Source organism: Sphingomonas sp. 1F27F7B, from assembly GCF_005503355.1.
In the GTDB taxonomy this organism is placed as follows: Bacteria; Pseudomonadota; Alphaproteobacteria; order Sphingomonadales; family Sphingomonadaceae; genus Sphingomonas.
In genome coordinates this window covers 182,995-199,758 of the sequence record NZ_SCMK01000002.1, presented here as the reverse complement: position 1 = coordinate 199,758, position 16,764 = coordinate 182,995, and the positions used below count along the sequence as shown (strand labels likewise).

Sequence of the window (16,764 nt, the reverse complement as noted above, 5' to 3'; positions counted from 1 at the left end):
CCGTGCCTGGTCCAAAACGGCTGAATGGGGCCTTTATATCCGTTTCGATATCGCAATGGCAGCGCGGCAGCCGGCACGGATCAATCCGGACAGCAGCGGATAGGCGGGCGCATGTTCGGCGCCGTGCGCCAGCGCGGTATCGCGATGCTCGAGCTCCTCGTCGCGGAACTTCGCCACGGCTTCGGCAAGCTCGGGGTCGCTGTCGCCGATCTCCTCGAGCTGATGCTGGTAATGCAGATCGATCTCGGTCTCGATCGCGGCGGTGCAGGCCATCGCCGCCTCCGGGCCCATCGCCGCGGTGACGGCCCCCAGCGCGAAGCCGGCGACGTTCCAGAAGGGCTGGAGCGCAGTCGGGCGCACGCCGCGGCGCGCGATCATCGCATCGAAAAAGGCGCGGTGCCGCTCTTCCTGGCTTGCCATGCCGGCGATCATCCGCGCCATCGGCGTGCGATCGCCCATCACCGCGAGCTGGCCGGCATAGATGCGCGTCGCGCCATATTCGCCCGCCTGATCGACGCGGACCATCGAGGCCAGCCCCTCGCGCCGATCGCCGGGCTTCCAGCTCATGCCCGGCCCCGCCGCACGGCGAGCAGGCAGATCACCGCCGCCCCGCCCAGCGAGAGGATCGCGTTGAAGCCGGCAAGGCTGATCCCGAACAGCGTCCATTGCGGCACGTCGCAGCGGATCAGCGGGCGGCGCAGCGCGTCGTTCAGCATGTCCATCGGATTGTCGCCATGCACCTGAGCGGTGCAGGCCGTGATGCCCTCCCACCACTTATATTCGACGCCGGCATGGAAGACGCCGATGCCGCCGCTCACTGCGATCAGCGTGGCGGCGAGCAGCACGATCGTCCGCTGCGCCGGGCCATTCCGGACGAAAAAGGCCGAGAGCGCGACGAGTATCGCGGCGTAATGCGGCCAGCGCTGCCACCAGCACATCTCGCACGGCACCAGCCCGAAGAATTCGGAGAGATGGGCGCCGCCGACCAGCGCCAGCGGAAGGAGGAGCGCGATCCAGCGCGCGATGCGAAGGCCGTCGTTGCGCATGGCTTATTTGCTCCGTGTTGCGGCAACCTGGGTCCTGGGCCCGAGGCGCGAGAGAGTCTGCAGCGCATAATAGAGCTGGAAGTCGTCGATCCCCTCCTTCTTCAGCTGCTCCGCCGTCTTGGCGAATCGCGGATCGGTCCGCTGATCGTCCTCGAGCACCGAATCATCGACCTTGTCGTTGTTGATCAGGTGCGCGCGCAGGTCCGCCTCGCGGATCGAGGGCCGGACCTTGTAGTCGGGATCGGAAAGCTGCGGCACGAGCAGGTCGGGCTTGATACCGCCTTCCTGCACCGAACGGCCCGAAGGCGTGTAATAGCGCGCGGTGGTGAGGCGCAGCGCGGCGCGCGGGCCCATCGGCAGGATCGACTGGACCGACCCCTTGCCGAAGCTACGCACGCCCATCACGAGCGCGCGGTGATGATCCTGCAGCGCACCGGCGACGATCTCGGACGCCGAGGCAGTGCCCGCATCGATCAGCACGACCACCGGCAGGCCCTTGGCCAGGTCGCCCGGGACCGAGACGATGCCCGGTTCGCTCACATCGGCATACCAGCGCTCGATGTCGGTCTTCTCGCGGCCGCGCTGCGAGACGATCTCGCCGTGCGACAGGAATATGTCGGACACTTCGATCGCCTGGCTGAGCAGCCCGCCGCCATTCTCGCGCAGATCGACGATGTAGCCGAGCGGCTTGTGGCCGAGCTTCTTGTCGATCTCCTGGATCGCCTTGATCGTGTCGGCCCCGGTCTGGGCCGTGAAGGTGTTGATGTTGATGATGCCGACGCCGTCCTTGACGTCCCACTTCACCGGCCGCTGCACGATGATCTCGCGCTTCATGGTGAAGGTGAGCGGCTTGTCGGCGCCCGGGCGGATGACGGTGAGCGTCACGCTGGTGCCCGGCTTGCCGCGCATCGCCTGGATCGCGTCGTCGAGGCCGCCGCCGACGATGAACTTGCCGTCGATATGCGTGATGAAGTCGCCCGACTTCATGCCCGCGCGCGCCGCCGGCGTGTCTTCGGTGGGGGCGACCACCTTCACTGCGCCGTCTTCCTGGGTGACCGTCAGGCCGAGGCCGCCATAATTGCCGTCGGTCTGGATCTTCAGATTGTCGAAATCGAGCCCGTCGGCATAGCTGGAATGCGGATCGAGCGCCGCGAGCATGCCCTGGATCGCGCCCTTCATCAGCGTCTTGTCGTCGACCTTGTCGACATAGTTCGCCTTCACCTGGCTGTAGACTTCCATGAAGGTATCGAGCTCCTTGAAGCTCGCAGTATCCACGCCGGCCATGGCGCCGGAAGCAACGGGGACGAGCGCCAGCGCGCCGACCGCGGCGGTGACCTGAAGGAACGAACGAAGCATAGTTACTTTCCGGAAACGCGTTCGAGGATCAATCTAGGACGGGATCGCGGCAATTGCACGGCACAATCAGCCGAGCAGGCGCGCAAGATCCATGGGCTCGCCGCGGCGCCGGAGCTCGACCGTGACGCGCGGCGCGGGGCCGCCCGGCGCCCGGCCGATCGGCGCGCCCTGCGCCACCCGCTCGCCGACGCGGGCGGTGGTGGTGCCGAGCCCGGTGACCGAGCTGGTCCAGCCATTGCCATGATCGATGATCACCACGCCGCCATAGTCGCGGAACGGGCCGGCGAACAGGATGCGGCCGGGCGCTGGCGCGACGGCATCGGCATTGGCCGCGCAGGCGAGCGTGACGCCGCGGGCACGCACGCCGGTGGCGGAAAGCTCGCCCATGCCGGTGACGACCGCACCGGCGACCGGAAGCAGATAGGGCGCCCCGCCCTTGTGCGGGGACGGGGCGACGGCGCTGCCGGGGCGAGGCAGCGGGCCGGGAAGCGTGGCGAGATCGGCCTGGATCTCGGCGGCCGCGCCCGCCGTCTCCATCTGGTCGACGATTTCGCGGGCGCGCTCGCCCAGGGCGATGGCGCGATCCGATTCGACCAGCGCGCTGGAGGCAAGCGCGCGCGAGCGGGCGCGGTGATCCGCCTCGAGCTTGACGAGCGCGGTCCGCTCGTCCTCGATCCGCTGACGCGCGTCGCGGAAGCTGCGGACGGCGGCAAGCGCATCGGCGCGCAGCGCGCGGATGCGGCCGAGCTCGGCCCGCACGTCGCGGGTGCGCGCCTCGACCACCGGCATGACGGTGCCGAGCACGGCGCGGACATGGACCATGTCGCTGGTCGAGCCGGGCTGGACCAGGCCGAGCACCGCCGGCCGGCGAGCCATCGACTGGAGTGCGGCGATCAGGCGGAGGATCGGGCCCTGGCGCTCGGCCACCCGAGTGCGCTGGTCCGCCAGCTGGCGATCGACGATCGAGATGCGGGCGCGCGCGGCGGCGATGTCCGCTTCCGCCGCCTTGATCCGTTCGGCCGCGGCGGCTTCGCGGGCGCGGGCCTGGAGCGCCTGGTCGCGCTCGGACGCCGCCTGGCGCTCGAGCTGGGCGCTGCGGGCCTGCGCCGCCCGTGACTGGGCGTTGGCATCGCGCAGCCGGCCCTGCTGCTCGGCGAGGCTGGGCGCCTGCGCCCCGGCCAGGCTGCCGGTGGCGAGGATCGCCAGCAGGCTGGCGCCGAGGATCAGCGGGCGGAGCATGCGCTCAGCCTTCGCGATGATAGGGGTGGTTGGCAAGGATCGACGTGGCGCGCCACAGCTGCTCGGCGAGCATCACCCGCGCCATCATGTGCGGCCAGGTGGCGCGGCCAAAGCTGAGCAGCAGATCGGCCTGGGCGCGCTCGGCGTCGCCGAACCCGTCCGCCGCACCGATCAGGAACCGCGCCTCGCGCACCCCGTCGTCGCGCCAGGCGCCCAGCCGCTCGGCGAGCACCCGCGAGGGCAGGTTCTCGCCGGTCTCGTCGAGCAGGACGATCTTGGTGGCGGGAGCGGGTTCGGGCGTCCGGCCGCCGGTATCAGGCAGCTCGGTCACCCGCGTCGGCCATTGGATGCGCTTCAGATAGCGATCGACCAGCTCCGCCTCGGGGCTGCGCCCGATCTTGCCGCGCGCGACGATATGGAGCTGCATTGCCCGCGCCGCTCCCTTCTAGCGGATCACGCCTGGCCGGCTTCGCCGAACGACCACATCCGCTCGAGATTATAGAAGCTGCGCACCTCGGGCCGGAACAGGTGGACGATCACGTCGCCCGCATCGATCAGCACCCAATCGGCGGTGGGCAGGCCCTCCACGCGCGGCGTGCGGCCGAACTCGGCCTTGATCTTGTCAGCGAGCTTCACCGCCATCGACGCGACCTGGCGCGTCGAGCGGCCGGATGCCACGACCATATAGTCGGCGATGCTGCTCTTGCCGGCGAGCGGGATCGAGACCGTCTCGACCGCCTGATCGTCGTCGAGCGACGCCATCACGAGCTGATGCAGCGCCTCGGTGCCACCAGCGGCATCGGGCGAACGCAGAACATTGGGCGATGTGGCCAAGGGGCCTCCTAGGGTTGCAACTTGTCTGTGCGAAATTGTTGTGGAGACGACGCGGTAGCTTCTCCCATCAAAGTGACACTTTGACGGGCACCCGCATAACGCCGGTGCCAGGCGGGATCGGCGGCCCGAAGGCTCGTCGCCGAAGTCGGATCGGGGCGGAAGCGCAACAGCACGAGGGCCGGCAATCTCCAACGCGTCCAGTTCTTCGCCTGGCCTGCGGGCCGCACAGCGCGCCGCAGCCAACCCATTGCAGGACTTGCATGGGCGTCGCGATCATACCCCGGACGGGCGATCACCGCAATCGGAACCTGCTCGGCAATCTCACGCCAGCGCTCCCATTTGTGGAACTGGGCCAGATTGTCCGCTCCCATCAGCCAGATGAAGCGATGGCGCGGGAAGAGCCGCGGCAACTTGCGGATCGTATCGGCGGTGTAGCGCGTCTTGATCCGCTTCTCGATGTCCGACACGCGGATCGGCGCATGCCGCGCCATCCGCCCGGCCGAGGCCATCCGCGCCTTGAACGGCGCCATGCCGGCCTTGTCCTTCAGCGGATTGCCCGGCGAGACGAGCCACCACACCTCGTCGAGCCCCAGCGCCCGGATGGCGTGGAGCGAGAGCTTGCGATGTCCGAGGTGCGCCGGATTGAACGAGCCGCCGAGCAGGCCGATGCGCTTCAAGGCCGCGCCTGCCCCGTGCCCCGCACCACCCATTTGTACGTCGTCAGCCCTTCGAGCGCGACCGGGCCGCGGGCATGGAGACGGCCGGTCGAGATGCCGATCTCGGCGCCCAGCCCGAACTCGCCGCCGTCGGCGAACTGCGTGGAGGCGTTCCACATCACGATCGCGCTGTCGACCTGCGCCAGGAACCGTTCGGCCGTGGCTTCGTCGGCCGTGACGATCGCGTCGGTGTGATGCGAGCCGTGCGCGGCGATGTGCGCCATCGCCGCATCGACGCCATCGACCAGCTTCACCGACAGGATCGAATCGAGATACTCGGTATCCCAATCCTCGGCATCGGCGGCGACCGCGCGCGGCTCGAGCGCCCGGATCTCGGCGTCGCCGCGCAGCTCGCAGCCGGCATCGGCCAGCTCGGCCAGCACCGGCTTCGGATCGGCGAAGCCGCGGTCGATCAGCAATGTCTCGGTGGCGCCGCAGATGCCGGTGCGGCGCATCTTGGCATTGCGCGCGAGATCGCGTGCCATCGCCGGATCGGCGGCGGCGTCGATATAAGTGTGGTTGAGCCCGTCGAGATGGGCGAGCACGGGGACGCGCGCCTCCGCCTGAACGCGGGCGACAAGGCCTTTGCCGCCACGCGGCACGATCATGTCGATCGCCCCCTCCGCAGCGAGCATCGCGCCGACCGCGGCACGATCGGTGACGGGGACAAGCTGCACCGCATCCCCGGGCATGCCCCCTTCCGCCAGCCCGCGGGCGAGCGCGGCGTGGATGGCACGGTTCGAGCGGATCGCCTCCGAGCCGCCGCGCAGGATCGCGGCATTGCCCGCCATTGCACAGAGCGCCCCGGCATCGGCCGTGACATTGGGCCGGCTCTCATAGATGATGCCGATCACCCCGATCGGCACGCGCACCCGTGTGAGCACCAGGCCGTTGGGCCGCTCGACCCGGTCGATCATCTCGCCGACGGGATCGGCGAGCGCCGCCACTGCCGCCACCCCGGCGGCCATGGCCTCGATCCGGCCCGCATCGAGCTTCAGCCGGTCGAGCAGCGCGCCGGACAGGCCATTTGCTTCGGCGGCGGCCATGTCTTCGGCATTGGCGGCCTGGATCGCCGCGGAATCGGCGCGGATCGCGGCGGCGGCGGCACGCAGCGCAGCCGCCTTGGCCGGGGTCGGCATCGCGGCGAGCTTCGTCGAGGCGAGGCGGGCGCGGGCGGCCATTTCGGCGATCAAGGCTGCGGTGTCGGTCATGCTGCGCTTGCGCCTAGCACGCGCAACATCAAGCTGATAGGTCCGCCGCCATGTCGGGGGAAATCGAAGCGGCCGGGGAACTGGCAACGGGGGCGCTGCTTGGCCGCGCCATGGAGCCGAGTGCAGGAGAAGGCCATGGCGACAGCCATGGGCTCTGCCTCAATTGCGGGACCGCGCTGGTCGGATCGCATTGCCATAATTGCGGACAGGCGGGGCATGTCCACCGTTCGCTTTCGGCGATCGGGCACGATATCCTGCACGGCGTCTTCCATTTCGAAGGCAAGTTGTGGCGGACCCTGCCGATGCTCGCCTGGCGGCCCGGCGAACTGACGCGGCGCTATATCGACGGCGAGCGCGCGCGCTTCGTCTCGCCGATGGCGATCTTCCTCTTCTCGGTCTTCGCGATGTTCGCGGTCTTCTCCTGGACAGGCATCTCCACGCCGACTGACCTCGATATCGGATCGCTGAAGCCCGTCGCCGCGATCGACGCGGCGAAGAAAAATACCCAGAGGAAACTGGAAAAGGCGCAGACCAAGCTCGCCAGGGCCGAGGACGACAGCGAACGCGAGGAATATCGCGAGCGGATCGCCGACGCGCAGAGCGACCTTGCCGGGCTCGACAAGGCGGCCAACGCGCTGGGCCGCGGCAATGTGTCGGTGGAATCGACGGCCGCGCACACCGGCTGGCCCGCGCTCGATCACGGCATCGAGAAATGGCAGAAGAACCCCTCGCTGATGCTCTACAAGCTCCAGTCGGCGAGCTACAAATTCTCCTGGCTGCTGATTCCGCTCTCGCTCCCCTTCCTATGGGTGCTGTTCTTCTGGAAGCGGCAGTACAAGCTCTACGACCACACGATCTTCATCACCTATTCGATCGCGTTCATGTCGCTCTTCTACATCGTGGTGACGATCGCCGCCGCGATCGGGCTCGGCGGCGGCTGGCTGGGGTTCGCGGCGCTGCTGGTGCCCTTCATCCACATCACCCGCCAGCTGAAACAGGCCTATGACATCGGCTGGTTCTCGGCCTTCATGCGCGCCTGGGTGCTGACCTTCTTCATCACCTGGATCCTGGTGCTGTTCGTGCTGGTCCTGGTCGCGCTCGGGTTGTTCGGCTGAGCGCTCAGCCGGAACAGGGATAGCGACGCTGCATGATCGCGTAGAAGGCAGTCTTCACGCTGACGTTGCGCTGGGCCGCCGGGATCTTCTGGAATTCGGCAAGCAGCTCCGGGCCGCCCATCCTGACCTGCCCTTTCGGCGGCGGGCAGCTGTGCGGCTTGCGCCCGGCCGCCTGCTGCGCGGCCAGCTCGGCGCGCCAGCCATTGGCCACCTGCTCCATCTCCTCGCGCAGCAGCCTGTAGTCGGGCGAGAAGGCGGCGAGCATTCCCTTCGCCTTGAGCGAGTCCGCCTTGGCGAGGAACTCGGCCACGGTCATCGGCGCCGCGCCCGCCGCAAGGAGCAGCAAGAGAAACGGATGCAGCATGTAAAAAACCCTCCCGCGATGGCTCGTGGGAGGGCTTTTCACAGCCGATGATGGCGGAACTCAGGCGCCCTGCGGCGTCGGCTGGCCGAACGGTCCCTTGGGCTTGCGGATCTTGGGGATCGAAGTCCCCGCCACCGCCGCCGGGCGCGCGGCAGCGCCCGGATCCTCGCGGCCGAGATCCTCGCCCGCGATCAGCCGCTTGATCTCCTCGCCGGTGAGCGTCTCATATTCGAGCAGCGCCTGGGCGATGGTGTGGAGCTGGTCGATATGATCGGTGAGCAGCTGGCGGGCACGGCCGAGGCCGCGCTCGACGAAGCGCTTCACTTCCATGTCGATCAGCCGCGCCGTCTCGTCCGACATCGGCTTGGCGCGCGCGATCGCATAGCCGTAGCTCTCGTCATTCTCGGAGAAATCGAGCGGGCCGACTTCGTCCGACAGGCCCCATTTCGTCACCATCGCGCGGGCGAGGCGCGTCGCCTGCATGATGTCGTTCGAGGCGCCCGACGAGACCTTGTCATAGCCGAAGATCAGCTCCTCGGCGATGCGGCCGCCGAACGCCACGGCGATGTCGGCGTGCATCTTGTCGCGGTGATAGGAATAGCTGTCCCGTTCCGGCAGCGGCTGGACCATGCCCAGCGCGAAGCCGCGCGGAATGATCGTCGCCTTGTGGATCGGGTCCGCGGTCGGCTCATGGGCGAAGACCAGGGCGTGGCCGGCCTCGTGATAGGCGGTCATCCGCTTCTCGTCGTCGGTCATCACCATCGAGCGGCGCTCGGCGCCCATCAGCACCTTGTCGCGCGCATCGTCGAATTCCTGCGCCGCGACCAGCCGCTTGCCGCGGCGGGCGGCGAGCAGCGCCGCTTCGTTGACCAGATTGGCGAGATCGGCGCCCGAGAAGCCCGGCGTGCCGCGCGCGATCACCCGCGGCTCGACGTCGGGCGCCAGCGGCACCTTCTTCATATGGACCTGGAGGATCTTCACCCGGCCCTCGATGTCCGGACGCGGCACCTGGACCTGGCGATCGAAGCGGCCCGGGCGCAGCAGGGCGGGATCGAGCACGTCGGGGCGGTTGGTCGCCGCGATGATGATGATGCCCTCGTTCGCCTCGAAGCCGTCCATCTCGACGAGCAGCTGGTTGAGCGTCTGCTCGCGCTCGTCATTCTGGTTGCCCAGGCCCGCGCCGCGCGAGCGGCCGACTGCGTCGATCTCGTCGATGAAGACGATGCAGGGGGCCGATTTCTTGGCCTGCTCGAACATGTCGCGCACACGGCTGGCGCCGACGCCGACGAACATCTCGACGAAGTCCGAGCCCGAGATGGTGAAGAAGGGCACGCCCGCCTCGCCCGCGATCGCGCGGGCGAGCAGCGTCTTGCCGGTGCCCGGCGAGCCGACCAGCAGCGCCCCCTTGGGAATCTTGCCGCCCAGGCGAGCGAACTTGGTCGGGTCCTTCAGGAACTCGACGATCTCCTGCAGCTCCTCGCGCGCCTCGTCGATGCCCGCCACGTCGTCGAAGGTGACCTTGCCTTCCTTCTGGGTAAGCAGGCGCGCGCGCGACTTGCCAAAGCCCATCGCGCCCGAGCCCGAGCCCTTCTGCATCTGGCGGATCACGAAAAAGGCGATGCCGAGCATCAGCAGGAACGGCAGCGACTGGTAGAGGAGATAGATCCAGATGTTCGGACCTTCCTCGGCGCGAACCGAGACCTTCACATTCTTCGCGAGCAACGTCCCGGTCATCGAGGGATCCTCGGGCGCATTGGTGCGGAACTTGCCCCCGTTCGAGAGCTCGCCGCTGACCACGCCGGTGGCCCGCGATATGTTGACCGACTTCACCTCGCCATTGTTCACCTTGGCCATGAAATCGGAATAGGCCATGGCATCGCCCGGCGCGGCGGCGTTGCGGTTGTCGAAGATCGTCACGAACAGGGCGAGCGCCGCCAGAATGCCCACCCAGATCAGCAGGCTCTTCATCCAGGGGTTGCTGCCCCCATTGTCGGGGCCCTGCTGCTTGTCGTTGTCGCTCATGCGGATTCGGTACCTTTCCGCTGCCAAGATAGGCACGGCCGAGTTAATGGCAATGGAACAGCGTCGATCAGTGTGATCGACGCGGCGGCGCCAGCGCGAAATGCCAGATAGCGGCCCTGGTGCGCGCCAGCACTTCCGCAATCGTACCGGAGCCGCCGGCATCGAGCGCGGCGAGCAGCGGCTCGAGCCCCGTCTCCCGCCAATCGGGGCTCAGGCCGTGCGCGGCACGGACCGTCGCCACCGCGCGCTCGACGAGGCGGCGGCGGAGTTCGCGCGGCAGGCCGGCGGGATCGAGCGAGACCGAACCGCCTTCGACCGCCGCGCGCGCCAGCCACTCGCGATCGGCAACCCAGGCCAGCGCATCCTCGGCATCGCGCAGGTTGCGCGCGGCGGCGGCGAGGCGCCCGGCGGGGAGTTCCCCGGTCTCCGCCAGCAAGCCGCGGATGCGAGCCCGATCGAAACGCGGATCGGCGTTGGAGGGATCGCGCACCGGCGCGATCCCCGCCTCCGCGACGATCGCCTCCAGCTCCGCGCGGGTCCAGTGGAGCAGCGGACGGATCAGCGTGACGGCGCCGAGCGGCCGCGCCGCCGCCATCGCGGCAAGCCCGCCCACCCCCGCGCCGCGGCGCACGCGCATCAGCAACGTCTCGGCAAGGTCGTCCTGCTGGTGCGCGGTGGCGAGCCAGGCGGCGCGGCCCGCCGCCCAATCCGCGAGCAGCGCATAGCGCAGCGCCCGCGCGCCCTGCTGGAGATTACCGGCGGCGGGCACGTTCCCGGCAAGCGTCTCGTGCGGGACGCCGATCCGGTCGCACAGCCGCCGGACGAGAGCCGCTTCCTCGGCCGCCTCGGGCCGCAGGCCGTGATCGACGGTCGCGGCGATCACCGCGCCCGGAAACGCCGCATCGGCGAGGAGGAGCAAGGCAAGGCTGTCCGGCCCGCCCGAGACGGCAAGTGCCAGCCTGTGCTCGCCGTCCGGAGCGGCGCCGGCGAGCGCCTCGCAATCGCGGCGGAAGCGCTCGACCCTTTCCCGGTCGAGCGTCAGCCGCTCACTTGCACTTCTGGCTTGCACGGCCCTCCGCCACGCCCGTCTTCATCTCGGCCGAGAGCTTGTCGCCATAGAGCTGGTCGAGCTCGGTATAGACCTTGCAAACCTCGGCGGCCGGCTTCTTCAGCTTGATGAGCGCCTGGGCCAGATAATAGAGGCTGTCGGGCGCGCGCTCGCCCTTGGGATTCTTCTTGTAGTTCTCGTAGAAGGCCACCGCGGCCAGGCTGGGCGCGCCGCTGTCGAGATAGGCGCGGCCGAGCAGGTTCTGCGCATAGCTGGCACGGCGGTGCGTCGGATATTTCGTCGCCACCGCCTCGAGCTCGCGGCGAGCCTCGGGATAGAGCTTCGCCTGCCACAGGCGGAAGCCATAGGCATAGCCGTCCTCGGCGGGATCCCCCGAATTGGGCTTCTCGATCGCCGCGACCTGCTGGGCGCGCGTGCCGCCGGGCCTGGGCGTGGCGGGCGTCGTACCGCTCGCCGCCGGGGCCGGCGTGGCCGGGCGCGTGCCCGTTGCCGGAGGACGGATCGTCGCGCCGGCGGTATCGGCCGGCACCGTCGTATCCTCGCCGCCCAGCGCCGCATTGGCGGTCGCGCGGTCCTCGATGCCCTTGATGCGCGCATCGGTGCCCCGCTTATAGGCAGCGAAGGCATCCTCAAGCTGGCGCACGCGATACTGGCCCTGCTCGACCTGGCCGGTGAGCGTGCGCAGCTGCTCCTCCATCGCGGTGACGCGCTGAGTCAGGTCGATGATCGGCGCGCTCGAAGGAGTGCCGGGCACGTTGGTGCTGGTCTCCGGCGTGATCTGCGGCTCCACCGTCTGGCCGGCGCCGCCCGGGAACACCTTGCGCTGCACGGCGCGCATCTCGCGCTCCAGCCGATCGACGCGGCCGGACAGGGCGGAATCCTGGGCCTGGGCGGTGCCGGCGCCGAAGACGACGGCCATTGCGGTGGCGGCAAGAAGAAAACGCATCGATCACACCCCCCGGTGCAGGTCAGACATGGAGAATTCGTCCGCTATAGCCGGGAGGCGATATGCCTCGCCAGTCCTTACGGCGTGCTGTTGCCAGTGCTCGTCGCAGCCGGCTCGACGGGCGCCAGCGCCGGCGTCGCCGAGAGGCGTGCTGCCGGACGCTCGCGACGCGCGGCCGGTGCCGCGGCGGCCGGCACGGCGGCCGCCGGCGTCGGCGACGCGCCCGGCTGGCCGCGGGCGCGCAGCGCATCGGCGCTCACCTCGACGTCCACCGTCGTGCCGGCGCGGCCGAGCGGATCCACGTTCGAGCCGTTCAGCGTCACCTGGATCTTTTCCGGGCCCCCGGTGCGGATACGCGGATGATCGGCATCGGCCGGCACGTCGTAGCGCTCGCCGGGCGCGAGCTCCTTCTCGACCAGCCTGGTGCCCTTGGCATCGGTGACGCGGATCCAGACGGTGTCGAGCGCGATCAGCGAGACCTGGCCGCCGCCGGCCGCCACCGGCGTGGCGACATTGGCGACGCTCGCATTGTCGGCCAGATTCGCCTGCGGCTCCTCGGTCGCCAGCGTCTCGGGCGCGGGCGCGCTGCCGCGGAACAGGTCGGTGCCGTAATAGAGTATCCCGCCCACCACGAGCAGCAGCGCCAGGACGACGCCGAAAATGACGATCCCGCGCGGCGGCACGCGCGCCGGGTCGCTGGTCTCATAGGCGGGCACGGGCGCGGCGCGCTCGGGATTGCGATGCAGCTCGGTGCGCAGCTCGCGCGCGATCATCACTTCGTCGGCGCCGACCGCGCGGGCATAGGCCTTGGCGAAGCCGAGCGCATAGGTGATCGACGGCAGCCCGGCATAATTGCCCTTCTCGATCGCCTCGAGATGGCGCTGCGGAATGCGGGTGCGCGCGGCGATCTCGGGAAGGTCGAGTCCCTGCGCCTCGCGCGCGGCACGCAGCTTCTCGCCCACGCTGGCGGGAAACAGGGTCGGGTCTTCGGCGGCTTCGCCTTCCATCCATACTCTCCGGGCGGAAGGGTTGCGCCCGTTGCTCCCGCCGACGGCTGAAGCTGTCGTTCACCAAGCCGCGCCTGTCAACGCCGGCCGGGGTGATTTTGCCGGTGGATCAGGCCAGTTCGACGGAATGTTCGCTCGCCCAGGCCTCCAGCTGGTCGCGCAGCGAGCCGCCCGGATCGGCCAGCATCCGCGCCATCGCCGCCATCAGCTCGGCCCGATCGATCGAGCGCACCATCGCCTTGATCGGCCCGACCGCGGCCGGCGTGATCGACAGGCGATCAATGCCGAGCCCGAGCAATGCCAGCGCTTCCAGCGGCCGTCCGCCCATCTCGCCGCACACGCCCACCGGCACGCCGCCCGCCCGGCACTGATCCGCCACGCGCTTGAGGAAGCGCAGAATCGACGGGCTCAGCCAATCGTAGCGCAGCGCCAGCTTGGGATGCGCGCGGTCGGCGGCGAAGAGGAACTGCGTGAGGTCATTGGTGCCGATCGAGAGGAAGTCGAGCCGCGGCAGCAACAGGTCGAGCACTTCCGCCAGCGCCGGCACCTCGAGCATCGCGCCGTAGCGGATCTCGGCCGGCATCTTGCGCCCGCGCGCGGCGAGCCAGGTGCGCTGGGCCTCGAACAGGTCGCGCGCCGCGTCGAACTCCCAGGGCTCGGAGACCATCGGGAACATGATGTTGAGCGTGCGGCCGGCGCCCGCCTCGATCAGCGCGCGCGCCTGCGCCTTCATCAGCCCGTCGCGATCGAGCGCGAGCCGCAGCGCCCGCCAGCCCATCGCGGGATTCTCTTCCTCGCCATCCTCGTCATGGTTGAGATAGGGCAGCGCCTTGTCGCCGCCGATATCGACGGTACGGAAGGTGACGGACCTGTCGCCGGCGGCGTCGAGCACGTCCTTGTAGAGGCGGCGCTGCATTTCGCGCTGGGGGAGCGTGGCCGAGACGAGGAACTGGAATTCGGTGCGGAACAGGCCGATGCCGTCGGCGCCGGTGAGGTCCAGCGCCGCCATATCGTCGCGCAGGCCGGCATTGACCATCACCGTCACGCGGTGCCCGTCAGTCGTCACCGGGGCGACGCCGCGCATCCGGGCAAAGGCGGCGCGGCGCTTCTGGCTCAGCTCGAGCTTGGTCTCGAACGCTTCCTGCATCGCCTGGGTGGGGCGGACGAACAGGCTCTCCTCGCTGGTGTCGAGCAGCAGCATGTCGCCCTCGGCGATCATCTGGCGGATGTTGCGGACGCGCCCCAGCACCGGCACGCCCATGGCGCGCGCGACGATGGTGACGTGCGCGGTGAGCGAGCCTTCCTCCAGCACCACGCCCTTCAGGCGCCGGCGATCATATTCGAGCAGCTCGGCCGGGCCGAGATTCTTGGCGATCAGGATCGAATCCTGCCGCAGCCCCATCTGCGCCGCGGTGCCGAGCTGGCCCGAGACGATGCGGAGCAGCCGGTTGGACAGATCCTCCAGATCGTGCATCCGGTCGCGCAGCAGCGGATCGTCGATCTCGCGCATGCGCTGACGCGTGCGCTGCTGGACGCGCTCGATCGCCGCCTCCGCGGTGAGGCCGGAATCGATCGCCTCGTTGATCCGGCGCGACCAGCCTTCGTCATAGGCGAACATCTTGTAGGTCGCGAGGATCTCGTCCTGCTCGCCGCCGCCGCCGAACTCGGCCTGGCTGGCCATGCGGTCGATCTGTTCGCGCATCTTGTCGAACGCGGCATAGACGCGGTGGCGCTCCGCCTCGGTATCCTCGGCGACCGTGTGCTCGATCACGATGCGCGGCTGGTGGAAGACCGCGACACCGGCAGCCATGCCGTCGACCAGCTTGAAGCCGTGCCCGAGCTCGGGCGCAGTCGACTGGAGCCGGGTGGAGCCGCCGCCGCTGGCGGGATCGATCAGATCGGCATTGGCGATCAGCTCGCTGAGCACCATCGCCACGGTCTGCAGCGCCTCGATCTCCTCGCTCTCGTAGCGACGCGATTCGGCATGCTGCACGGCGAGCACCCCCACCGCCCGCTCGCGCCGGATGATCGGCACGCCGGCGAAGCTGTGGAACGCCTCTTCCCCCGTTTCCGGGCGATAGGCGAAGGCAGGATGCAGCTCGGCCTCGTCGAGGTTCAGCGTCTCGACATTCTGCGCGATGGTGCCGACCAGGCCCTCGCCCGGCGCCAGCTTGGTGACGTGCACCGCCTCCTGCGCTAGGCCGCGCGTGGCGAACAGCTCGAGCAGCCCCTCGCGCAGCAGATAGATGGAGCAGACCTCGCTCGAGAGCGCCTCGCCGATGATGTTGACCACCGAATTGAGCTTCGATTGCGCCGGGTTGCGCGACGCCATCACATCGTGGAGGCGCGTCAGTATCTCACGGGCCGAGGCGGCTGCGGAAACGGGCATGGATGCGCGCTAACAGATTGTGTTCGCATGCGCCATGCGCAGGCGAAACAAGTCGGAGGCGCGCATCCGCGGCCGTCGGTCGCCGCTTGCGGCGCATGATACTGTGCGCTACATAGTATGCGTCATACACGATATGAGGCACAGGGCGATGCCGGTCGAGGAAGACCTGTTCGAGAAACTGCGCGTCGAGCTGCGGCGCGGATCACTGGTGCTGGCCGTGCTCGGAGCGCTGCGCGAGGAGCGTTACGGCTACACGCTGCGCACCAGCCTGGAAGCGGCGGGGCTGCCGATCGACGAAGGCGCGCTCTATCCCCTGCTCCGCCGGCTGGAAGCGCAGGGGCTGCTCACCAGCGAATGGCGCGAGGAGGCCAAGCGGAACAAGCGCTTCTACCGCCTGACGCCGAACGGCCTGCACGTGCTCGGCCAGCTGCTCGCCGAATGGAACGCGATTTCGGAATCGATCCTGCGCCTCACCGAGGGAGAAAAGTGATGGACCTCATCGAACGCTATCTCGGCGCGGTGCGCTGGAACCTGCCCTCGGCCAAGGCCGACGACATCGTCGCCGAGCTGGCAGACCTGATCGCTGCCCGCATCGAGGATCGCGAGGAGATGCTGGGCCGGCCGCTCGACAAGAGCGAAGTCAGCCAGATCCTTAGGGAATTCGGCCATCCGCTCGCCGTCGCCGGCCAGTATCATGGCCAGCAGGTGCTGATCGGCGCCGAGCTGTTCCCCTTCTACTGGTTCGCGCTGCGGATCATGCTGGCAGTCTTCGCGGTGATCGAGACGGTGAAGATCGCCGGGCGAATCGCAGTGGGCAGCCAGCCCTTCTTCCAGGCTATTTCCCACGGGCTAGGCGACGCCGCGAATACGCTGCTCACCATCGGCGCGCTGATCACCCTGGCCTTCGCCGCCATCGAGCGGACGGGCTGGCTCGATACCTATCTCGCCCGCTGGAAGCCCGAGGAACTGCCCGACCTCGGCAAGCTTCGCCTCGAGCTGCCGCTGCGCAAGCGCTGGGAGCCGGCGTTCGAGATCGCCTTCGGCATCGGCTTCCTCATCTGGTGGGCGGGCGGCTTCACCATCCCCTTCTTCCCGCACGACGACGGCGTGAAGGTCGCCGCCGCGCCGGTCTGGGCCACGCTCTACTGGCCGGTGGTGGTGCTGGTCTGGGCGCGGATCCTGCTGAGCCTGATCGGGTTCCTGCGACCGGCCTGGAAGCCGCTGCGCGCCGCGCTGATCCTCGGCAGCACCGCGGGCACGCTCGCCATCGCCGCGGCACTGCGCGCGGCGGGGCAGATCGTGATCGTCGCCGGCCCCGATGCAGACAAGGTCGCGAAGATCCAGCAGAGCCTCGACAAGAGCCTCGAGATCGCCGTCGTGGTGGTCGCGGCGATCTCCGCCTGGCAATGCGTGAAGGAGCTCTACCAGCTCTACAAGGAGCGCCGCTGAG

General features: G+C 69.0%; 17 protein-coding genes. 3 read left to right on the top strand and 14 right to left on the bottom strand.

Annotated features, from left to right (window positions below):
- Positions 1-33 precede the first annotated feature (33 nt).
- The 8 genes from FFS08_RS02715 to FFS08_RS02680 form a co-directional block, all read right to left on the bottom strand.
- Complete coding sequence (locus FFS08_RS02715) at positions 34-567, bottom strand: demethoxyubiquinone hydroxylase family protein (RefSeq protein ID WP_137861891.1); 534 nt, start codon at positions 565-567, stop codon at positions 34-36.
- On the bottom strand, positions 564-1,046 hold the full coding sequence (locus FFS08_RS02710; protein WP_137861892.1) for a disulfide bond formation protein B: 483 nt from the start codon (positions 1,044-1,046) through the stop codon (positions 564-566). Before FFS08_RS02710 ends, FFS08_RS02715 begins: the two co-directional genes overlap by 4 nt.
- A 3-nt stretch (positions 1,047-1,049) precedes the next feature.
- Positions 1,050-2,402, bottom strand: coding sequence for a S41 family peptidase (locus FFS08_RS02705; protein ID WP_137861893.1), 1,353 nt, complete (start codon positions 2,400-2,402; stop codon positions 1,050-1,052).
- Positions 2,403-2,468: 66 nt separating this feature from the next.
- Positions 2,469-3,641 carry a murein hydrolase activator EnvC family protein gene (locus FFS08_RS02700; RefSeq protein WP_137861894.1) on the bottom strand — a complete coding sequence of 391 codons (1,173 nt, stop codon included), beginning with the start codon at positions 3,639-3,641 and terminating at the stop codon, positions 2,469-2,471.
- A 4-nt stretch (positions 3,642-3,645) separates the two neighbouring features.
- On the bottom strand, positions 3,646-4,068 hold the full coding sequence (locus tag FFS08_RS02695; RefSeq protein ID WP_137861895.1) for a 23S rRNA (pseudouridine(1915)-N(3))-methyltransferase RlmH: 423 nt from the start codon (positions 4,066-4,068) through the stop codon (positions 3,646-3,648).
- Between the two features lie 26 nt (positions 4,069-4,094).
- Positions 4,095-4,475, bottom strand: coding sequence for a ribosome silencing factor (gene rsfS / locus FFS08_RS02690; protein ID WP_502701994.1), 381 nt, complete (start codon positions 4,473-4,475; stop codon positions 4,095-4,097).
- Between the two features lie 8 nt (positions 4,476-4,483).
- Positions 4,484-5,185: a nicotinate-nucleotide adenylyltransferase gene (locus FFS08_RS02685; protein ID WP_137861896.1), complete on the bottom strand. Its 702-nt coding sequence runs from the start codon at positions 5,183-5,185 to the stop codon at positions 4,484-4,486.
- Complete coding sequence (locus FFS08_RS02680) at positions 5,149-6,402, bottom strand: glutamate-5-semialdehyde dehydrogenase (protein WP_137861897.1); 1,254 nt, start codon at positions 6,400-6,402, stop codon at positions 5,149-5,151. Before FFS08_RS02680 ends, FFS08_RS02685 begins: the two co-directional genes overlap by 37 nt.
- Before the next feature lie 50 nt (positions 6,403-6,452).
- On the opposite strand from FFS08_RS02680, the gene FFS08_RS02675 reads away from it, so the two are divergent.
- Entirely contained in the window at positions 6,453-7,517 is a 1,065-nt protein-coding gene (locus FFS08_RS02675; RefSeq protein WP_137861898.1) for a DUF3667 domain-containing protein, read from the top strand.
- A gap of 4 nt (positions 7,518-7,521) precedes the next feature.
- Here the strand turns inward: FFS08_RS02675 and FFS08_RS02670 are convergent, their stop codons facing one another.
- The 6 genes from FFS08_RS02670 to ptsP form a co-directional block, all read right to left on the bottom strand.
- Positions 7,522-7,881: a hypothetical protein gene (locus FFS08_RS02670; RefSeq protein WP_249341016.1), complete on the bottom strand. Its 360-nt coding sequence runs from the start codon at positions 7,879-7,881 to the stop codon at positions 7,522-7,524.
- 60 nt (positions 7,882-7,941) lie between these two features.
- The gene (gene ftsH, locus FFS08_RS02665) at positions 7,942-9,903 is read right to left on the bottom strand and encodes an ATP-dependent zinc metalloprotease FtsH (protein ID WP_137861899.1); all 1,962 of its coding nucleotides are present in this window, start codon (positions 9,901-9,903) and stop codon (positions 7,942-7,944) included.
- Positions 9,904-9,970: 67 nt separating this feature from the next.
- On the bottom strand, positions 9,971-10,972 hold the full coding sequence (tilS, locus tag FFS08_RS02660; protein ID WP_137861900.1) for a tRNA lysidine(34) synthetase TilS: 1,002 nt from the start codon (positions 10,970-10,972) through the stop codon (positions 9,971-9,973).
- Positions 10,950-11,918 carry a tetratricopeptide repeat protein gene (locus FFS08_RS02655; RefSeq protein ID WP_137861901.1) on the bottom strand — a complete coding sequence of 323 codons (969 nt, stop codon included), beginning with the start codon at positions 11,916-11,918 and terminating at the stop codon, positions 10,950-10,952. The genes tilS and FFS08_RS02655 overlap by 23 nt, the downstream gene beginning before the upstream one ends.
- A 77-nt stretch (positions 11,919-11,995) precedes the next feature.
- Positions 11,996-12,925: a helix-turn-helix domain-containing protein gene (locus FFS08_RS02650; protein ID WP_137861902.1), complete on the bottom strand. Its 930-nt coding sequence runs from the start codon at positions 12,923-12,925 to the stop codon at positions 11,996-11,998.
- A 109-nt stretch (positions 12,926-13,034) separates the two neighbouring features.
- Positions 13,035-15,314 (bottom strand): phosphoenolpyruvate--protein phosphotransferase, encoded by a 2,280-nt coding sequence (gene ptsP / locus FFS08_RS02645; RefSeq protein ID WP_137861903.1) that lies wholly within the window; start codon positions 15,312-15,314, stop codon positions 13,035-13,037.
- Positions 15,315-15,462: 148 nt separating this feature from the next.
- Between ptsP and FFS08_RS02640 the strand changes: the two genes are divergently transcribed.
- Together FFS08_RS02640 and FFS08_RS02635 are read left to right on the top strand one after the other, a co-directional pair.
- Positions 15,463-15,804 carry a PadR family transcriptional regulator gene (locus FFS08_RS02640; RefSeq protein ID WP_137861904.1) on the top strand — a complete coding sequence of 114 codons (342 nt, stop codon included), beginning with the start codon at positions 15,463-15,465 and terminating at the stop codon, positions 15,802-15,804.
- Positions 15,804-16,763: a hypothetical protein gene (locus tag FFS08_RS02635; RefSeq protein WP_137861905.1), complete on the top strand. Its 960-nt coding sequence runs from the start codon at positions 15,804-15,806 to the stop codon at positions 16,761-16,763. Before FFS08_RS02640 ends, FFS08_RS02635 begins: the two co-directional genes overlap by 1 nt.
- Position 16,764 lies beyond the last annotated feature (1 nt).

What these genes read in the sequence shown, in the direction of transcription:
- FFS08_RS02715 (WP_137861891.1), bottom strand. Translation starts at nt 567, where the DNA reads ATGAGCTGGAAGCCCGGCGATCGGCGCGAGGGGCTGGCCTCGATGGTC.
- FFS08_RS02710 (WP_137861892.1), bottom strand. Translation starts at nt 1,046, where the DNA reads ATGCGCAACGACGGCCTTCGCATCGCGCGCTGGATCGCGCTCCTCCTT.
- FFS08_RS02705 (WP_137861893.1), bottom strand. Translation starts at nt 2,402, where the DNA reads ATGCTTCGTTCGTTCCTTCAGGTCACCGCCGCGGTCGGCGCGCTGGCG.
- FFS08_RS02700 (WP_137861894.1), bottom strand. Translation starts at nt 3,641, where the DNA reads ATGCTCCGCCCGCTGATCCTCGGCGCCAGCCTGCTGGCGATCCTCGCC.
- FFS08_RS02695 (WP_137861895.1), bottom strand. Translation starts at nt 4,068, where the DNA reads ATGCAGCTCCATATCGTCGCGCGCGGCAAGATCGGGCGCAGCCCCGAG.
- FFS08_RS02685 (WP_137861896.1), bottom strand. Translation starts at nt 5,185, where the DNA reads ATGGGTGGTGCGGGGCACGGGGCAGGCGCGGCCTTGAAGCGCATCGGC.
- FFS08_RS02680 (WP_137861897.1), bottom strand. Translation starts at nt 6,402, where the DNA reads ATGACCGACACCGCAGCCTTGATCGCCGAAATGGCCGCCCGCGCCCGC.
- FFS08_RS02675 (WP_137861898.1), top strand. Translation starts at nt 6,453, where the DNA reads ATGTCGGGGGAAATCGAAGCGGCCGGGGAACTGGCAACGGGGGCGCTG.
- FFS08_RS02670 (WP_249341016.1), bottom strand. Translation starts at nt 7,881, where the DNA reads ATGCTGCATCCGTTTCTCTTGCTGCTCCTTGCGGCGGGCGCGGCGCCG.
- ftsH (WP_137861899.1), bottom strand. Translation starts at nt 9,903, where the DNA reads ATGAGCGACAACGACAAGCAGCAGGGCCCCGACAATGGGGGCAGCAAC.
- FFS08_RS02655 (WP_137861901.1), bottom strand. Translation starts at nt 11,918, where the DNA reads ATGCGTTTTCTTCTTGCCGCCACCGCAATGGCCGTCGTCTTCGGCGCC.
- FFS08_RS02650 (WP_137861902.1), bottom strand. Translation starts at nt 12,925, where the DNA reads ATGGAAGGCGAAGCCGCCGAAGACCCGACCCTGTTTCCCGCCAGCGTG.
- ptsP (WP_137861903.1), bottom strand. Translation starts at nt 15,314, where the DNA reads ATGCCCGTTTCCGCAGCCGCCTCGGCCCGTGAGATACTGACGCGCCTC.
- FFS08_RS02640 (WP_137861904.1), top strand. Translation starts at nt 15,463, where the DNA reads ATGCCGGTCGAGGAAGACCTGTTCGAGAAACTGCGCGTCGAGCTGCGG.
- FFS08_RS02635 (WP_137861905.1), top strand. Translation starts at nt 15,804, where the DNA reads ATGGACCTCATCGAACGCTATCTCGGCGCGGTGCGCTGGAACCTGCCC.